The sequence below is a fragment of the Rhodococcus yananensis genome (assembly GCF_020515525.1).
GTDB lineage: Bacteria > Actinomycetota > Actinomycetes > Mycobacteriales > Mycobacteriaceae > Rhodococcus > Rhodococcus yananensis.
Window position 1 is genome coordinate 1 of record NZ_JAIYEP010000138.1, and the last position, 5,098, is coordinate 5,098.

At 71.1% G+C, this 5,098-nt stretch carries 5 protein-coding genes and 1 riboswitch; all 5 genes read right to left on the bottom strand.

Features of this window, described 5'->3' with window-relative positions; all coding sequences use genetic code 11:
• Positions 1–50 precede the first annotated feature (50 nt).
• Positions 51–299 (bottom strand): WhiB family transcriptional regulator, encoded by a 249-nt coding sequence (locus LDQ05_RS19180; protein WP_226438545.1) that lies wholly within the window; start codon positions 297–299, stop codon positions 51–53.
• A 413-nt stretch (positions 300–712) separates the two neighbouring features.
• Complete coding sequence (locus LDQ05_RS19185) at positions 713–2,056, bottom strand: bifunctional adenosylcobinamide kinase/adenosylcobinamide-phosphate guanylyltransferase (protein ID WP_226438546.1); 1,344 nt, start codon at positions 2,054–2,056, stop codon at positions 713–715.
• Positions 2,056–2,850, bottom strand: a complete 795-nt coding sequence (locus LDQ05_RS19190; protein WP_226438547.1) for an ABC transporter ATP-binding protein — start codon at positions 2,848–2,850, stop codon at positions 2,056–2,058. The genes LDQ05_RS19185 and LDQ05_RS19190 overlap by 1 nt, the downstream gene beginning before the upstream one ends.
• The gene (locus LDQ05_RS19195; protein ID WP_226438549.1) at positions 2,847–3,809 is read right to left on the bottom strand and encodes a FecCD family ABC transporter permease; all 963 of its coding nucleotides are present in this window, start codon (positions 3,807–3,809) and stop codon (positions 2,847–2,849) included. Before LDQ05_RS19195 ends, LDQ05_RS19190 begins: the two co-directional genes overlap by 4 nt.
• A 62-nt stretch (positions 3,810–3,871) precedes the next feature.
• On the bottom strand, positions 3,872–4,771 hold the full coding sequence (locus LDQ05_RS19200; protein WP_226438548.1) for an ABC transporter substrate-binding protein: 900 nt from the start codon (positions 4,769–4,771) through the stop codon (positions 3,872–3,874).
• A gap of 84 nt (positions 4,772–4,855) precedes the next feature.
• A riboswitch (cobalamin riboswitch) is annotated at positions 4,856–4,986 on the bottom strand.
• Between the last annotated feature and the right edge of the window lie 112 nt (positions 4,987–5,098).

Sequence of the window (5,098 nt, forward strand, 5' to 3'; positions counted from 1 at the left end):
CGTTTCTGGTAGCCGGAGCTACCAGAAACGCGCACGGGCGGGGGCGTGGGTCAGCGCATGACCTTGCCGCGCCGGAACTCGTTGCCACCCCACACACCGGACTGCTTCGTGTCCACGGCGTAGGCATGGCACGCCGCGACGATCGGGCACCGCGCGCACACGTTGGCCGCGTAGTCGAAGTCCTCGCTCGGGTCCGGGAACCAGCGGTCCGGGTGCCGATCACCGCGGCACGCGGCGTCCTCCCAGTCCAGGGTGTCGCGGGCGGGCGCCAGCAGGTCGGCCAGCAGCATCGTTGTCATCGTCGGGTCTCCTTCCGGCGCTCGGGCACCGAGGGTCGGCACACGTCACAGGAACGTCGTGGCTCAATGTGGGCAATCAGCAGGTTCTCGGGGCGCGAACAGCCCACGGTCACGGTCGGCAGACCGGAATCCGGGGCGCACACACCCCGGGAGATGGGGTCAGTGGACGCTGAATCCGACAGTCCCGGAGGACTTTTCGGATGGGTACCCGAGGGTCGGGATCATCGAACGCGGTCCGTGCCGCATATGTGCAGTGGTGCGCATCCGTTTCCTCCTGTCCCTCGAAGCGTCTCAGGCACCGATCGACCAGTGTGCCACGGTCCGACGCCGGAAACGAGGAAGTGTGGCGGATATCCAATCCGTGACTCTTGCGGCGCGCCGGATCGACAATCCGATGACGGTCGGGTGAACGTTCAGCGCAGCGGCACGGCGATGCCCGCGACCACCAGCGTCACCGACTCCGACACCGCCGCCACCGAGGCGTTGAGCCGCCCCAACATGTCCCGGAACAGCCGGCCCGACGCGGTGGCCGGCACCACCCCGCTGCCCACCTCGTTGCTCACCGCGACCACCGGTACGGTGCACCCGCGCCACGCGTCGAGCAGATCGTCGACGTCCGCGTCCACCGCGGCGACGTCGCCACCGTTCCACACGCCGTGCACGTCGAGGCGTGCGGTGAGCCATGTTCCGAGGCAGTCGACGAGCAGCGGTTGCGTGGCGGTGCGCAGCACGGCGGCGACGTCGACGGTCTCGACCGTCGACCACGACGCGGACCGACGCTGCCGGTGCAGCGCGACCCGCTGCTCCCATTCGGCGTCACCGACACGGGTACCCCCGGTCGCGACGTACACCACCGACGGGTGCGCGGCGAGCAACTCCTCCGCGTGCCGCGACTTGCCGGAGCGCACCCCACCGAGCACCAGCGTGCGATGCCCGCGCGCCTGCCGCGCCGCCGTTCCGGTCCTCACCATCTCTCCGTCCGTTCCGGGCCGGGCACCGCACCGCGCCAGTCGGCGCCGCAACTCGGTGACCGGCGGGTTGTGATGCCCCAGATGCACCGCGACGACATCCGTCGTATCGACGACGGCACCGCACGCACGCAACGACCCGACGAGTCCCTCGAACTCGGGCAGGCCGAGGTGCCCGTCCGACAACTCGGACCGGTCACCGAAGGTCTCCTCCACGAACACCGCGTCGAACCGGGCGCCGCGCACCGCGTCGAACCAGTCGTCGGGCAGCGGTCCGGTGTCGCACGCCCACAGGATGCGGGCGCCGTCGGCACCGGTGAGGTCGTAGAGCACGGCGTCGCCGTCGTGGAACACCCGGTGACGCGCGGGCAGGACCCGCACCGTGTACTCCCCGACCCGGGTCGTGTCCCCGGCCCGTACCGGCACGAACCGCACCGGGTCGTCGGGCCCGACCCACGGGCGGCACGCGTCGAGCGCGTCGGCCGGGCCGACGACGTCGACGACGTGCCCGGCCTCCACCCACGACCGGAACAACAGTGCCTGCGGGCCGAGATGGTCGGGGTGTGCGTGGGTGAGCAGGATGTGCCGCACCCCGCTGAGGGTGCGCCCGTACCGCACGGCGGCACGCGGCGCCTCCGGGCCGCAGTCCAGCATCAGCGTGTCGTCGACGAGCGCCGCGGTCTGGCCGCGGATCTCACCGCGCCGCGCGGCATCGATGCAGGACGCGCAGGTGCAGAACGGGTTGGGCCAGCCGTCGGCGGCGCCGGTCCCCAGCAGGACGACCTCCATCACGGCTCCTTCCTGGTGTCGCGCAGCGGCAGCACCGCCGGGCCGTCGGCACGGTCGAGGACCTCGACACGCGCACCGTAGATCGCGGCGAGTCGGTCGGCGGTGAGCACCGCGCCCGGTGGGCCGTCCGCGACGACCCGGCCGTCGTGCAGGAGCACGAGCCGTTCGCCGTACTGACCGGCGGACGTCAGATCGTGCATCGCGGCGATCACCGTCAGGCCGCTCTCCCGCCGCATCGAGTCGACGAGATCGAGCACCTGCTGCTGGTGCCCGATGTCGAGCGCGCTCGTGGGTTCGTCGAGCAGCAGCACCCGGGGTTCCTGCGCGAGCGCCCGGGCGAGCACCACCCGCTGCAGTTCACCACCCGACAGGTCCGTGGCGAGCCGCGACACGAACGACCCGAGTTCCAGGCGCTCGACCACCCGGTCGACCGTCTCGCGGTCACCGGGCGTACCGGTCGCGAACCGAGGGATGTACGGGGTGCGACCGAGATGGATCAGGTCGCGCACGGTCACGCCGTCCGGCACCACCGGGCGCTGCGGCATCAGCGCGACCGCCCGCGCCACCGCGCGGCGACGGGTGCGTCCGGGGTCGATACCCGCGACGTCGATCCGCCCGGTCGCGGGCACGAGACCGGCCAGCGCGTGCAGCAGGGTGGTCTTGCCGGATCCGTTGGGACCGACCAACGACACCCACTCGCCGGCGCGGACGAGCACGTCGACGTCGTGCAGCACCTCGATACCGCCGCGCGCGACACACACCTCCCGGCAGGTGACGGCGTCGGGGGCGTTCACGACGCACTCCGGCTGCGGCGCAGGACGACGAGGAAGAAGGGCGCGCCGATCGCTGCGGTCACCACACCGATCGGCAGTTCCGCGGGGGCCATCACGGTGCGGGCGAGGACGTCGGCGAGGACGAGGAAGGCGGCCCCGGTCAACAGTGACAGCGGCAGCAGCATCCGGTGCCCGGGACCGACGATCAACCGTACGGCGTGCGGCACGACGATGCCGACGAACCCGATGAGGCCACTCGCGGCGACCACCGCGGCGGTGCCGAGGGTCGCGACGAACACGAGCAGCAGTCGCACCCGGGCGGGGTCGATGCCGAGGCTGGCGGCCTCCACGTCACCGACCGCCATGACGTCGAGGGTCCGGCGGTGCAACGCGATGATCACGACGCTGACGACGACGTACGGCAGCACCGTCCGCACGTCCGTCCAGCCGTCGGTGGACAGCCGCCCGAGCATCCACGAGTACACCTGGCGGAGGGTGTCGTCGTGCATCTGCATGAAGAACGTCTGGATGGCGTTGGCGAACGCGGCGACGGCGACCCCGGCGAGGATGATGACGATCTCCGTGCGGCCGCCGCCGACGGACCGGCCCAGCGCGTAGGTGGCGCCGACCGCGAGAAGTCCGCCCGCGAACGCGGCGACGGGCACTCCGGCGAATCCGGCGGCACCGCCGACCACGATCGCGACCGTCGCACCGAGACCGGCACCGCTGGACACTCCCAGCAGGTACGGGTCGGCGAGCGGATTACGGAACACCCCCTGGTACGCGGCGCCGGCGATCGCGAGCATCGCGCCGACGAGCACCCCCAGCACGACCCGCGGCATCCGGATGTTCCACAGGATGGCCTGTTGCCGCGAGGTGAGCCCGGAGTCGACGTCGACGAGCGGGAGGCGGTCGGCGATGTCGAGCAGCACAGCGCGCGGGGTGAGTCCGGCGGGGCCCACCAGGATCCCGACGAGCATCGCGGCGAGCAGGAACACCACCGCCGCCCCCAGAACGAGGGCGCGGCGGCGGGGCGACACGATCACGGGGCGGGCTGCGCCACGGGGATCGCGGTGACGATGGCGGCGACCTCACGCATGAAGTCGACGACGCGCGGGCCCCAGCGGCTCGCGAGATCCTCGTCGACGACGTACACGTGGCCGTCGCGGACGGCGGTGATCTCGTTCCAACCCGCCCGCTGCGCGACGACCTCCGGGGTGACGCCGCAGCACTGACCGTCGGCCAGGAAGATCACGTCGGGGTTCTGTTCGACGATGTATTCGGCGGACAGTTGCGGGTAACCGTCGCCACCGGTCGCGATGGACGTCAGACCGAGCATCGAGTAGATCTGGCCGATGTAGGTGTCGTCGGTGACGCTGTAGAAGGTGTTGTCGAGTTCGTGGTAGTAGCGCAGCGGCACATCACGCTGGGGGACGGTCGCGACGATCTGCTCGATCTCCGTCTGCATCGACGCGACGAGTTCGGCGGCTTCGGCGATGTGCCCGGTCGCGGCGCCGACCTGCTCGATCTGACCGTAGGTGTCGTCGAGGGTGGTGGCGGCCGGGAGGATCAGGGTCTGCACCCCGGCCTGCGCGAGTCCGGCGACGAGATCGCCGGTGTCGGCGTTGGTGACGACGAGGTCGGGTTCGTAGCCGAGGATCGCCTCCACGTTCGGGGTGTAACCGGAGAGGTCGGTGACGGGAACATCGGCCGGGAAGTCGGACTGGTCATCGACGGCGACGACCTGGTCGCCCGCGCCGACGGCGTAGAGCATCTCGGTGGTGGTCGGGCTCAACGACACGATGGCCTGCGGCGTGCCCGCCTCGGTGGCGGTGTCGTCTGCGGGTGCGGTGTCGTCGCTGCTGCCGCATCCGGCGACGAGCAGTGCGAACGCGGCGATACCCGCCGCGAGGATCCGACGGGGTGCGTGGGGCACAACCATCCCTCCGTTGTTCGGAGGACGAAGGGAGCACGGCTGCAACCCGGCGGGTTACGGCACGACACCGTCCTTCGTCCGAGGACCAGTTCCGTGCCCGCGACGCCGGCTGACCTGGCTCGCCCGGCCGGACCGGGACCACAGTTGCGGGGACAGCGCCGGAATCGCACCGGCTTCACCGTGACGCTGCGGGATGTCCGACCGGTCGGTCGGACATGTTCGGCGTAGTGGCCGACGAGCAGGAACGACAGGATCGTCGTCAGTTCCCAGAAGCTGTACAGGACCAGCATGTTGTCGCTGGTGACGAGGCCGAACATCGCGCCGGCGAAAGCG

Coding starts and splice junctions, on each gene's coding strand:
- LDQ05_RS19195 (WP_226438549.1), bottom strand. CDS start 3,809: ATGCTCGTCGGGATCCTGGTGGGCCCCGCCGGACTCACCCCGCGCGCT.
- LDQ05_RS19200 (WP_226438548.1), bottom strand. CDS start 4,771: ATGGTTGTGCCCCACGCACCCCGTCGGATCCTCGCGGCGGGTATCGCC.
- LDQ05_RS19180 (WP_226438545.1), bottom strand. CDS start 299: ATGACAACGATGCTGCTGGCCGACCTGCTGGCGCCCGCCCGCGACACC.
- LDQ05_RS19185 (WP_226438546.1), bottom strand. CDS start 2,056: ATGGAGGTCGTCCTGCTGGGGACCGGCGCCGCCGACGGCTGGCCCAAC.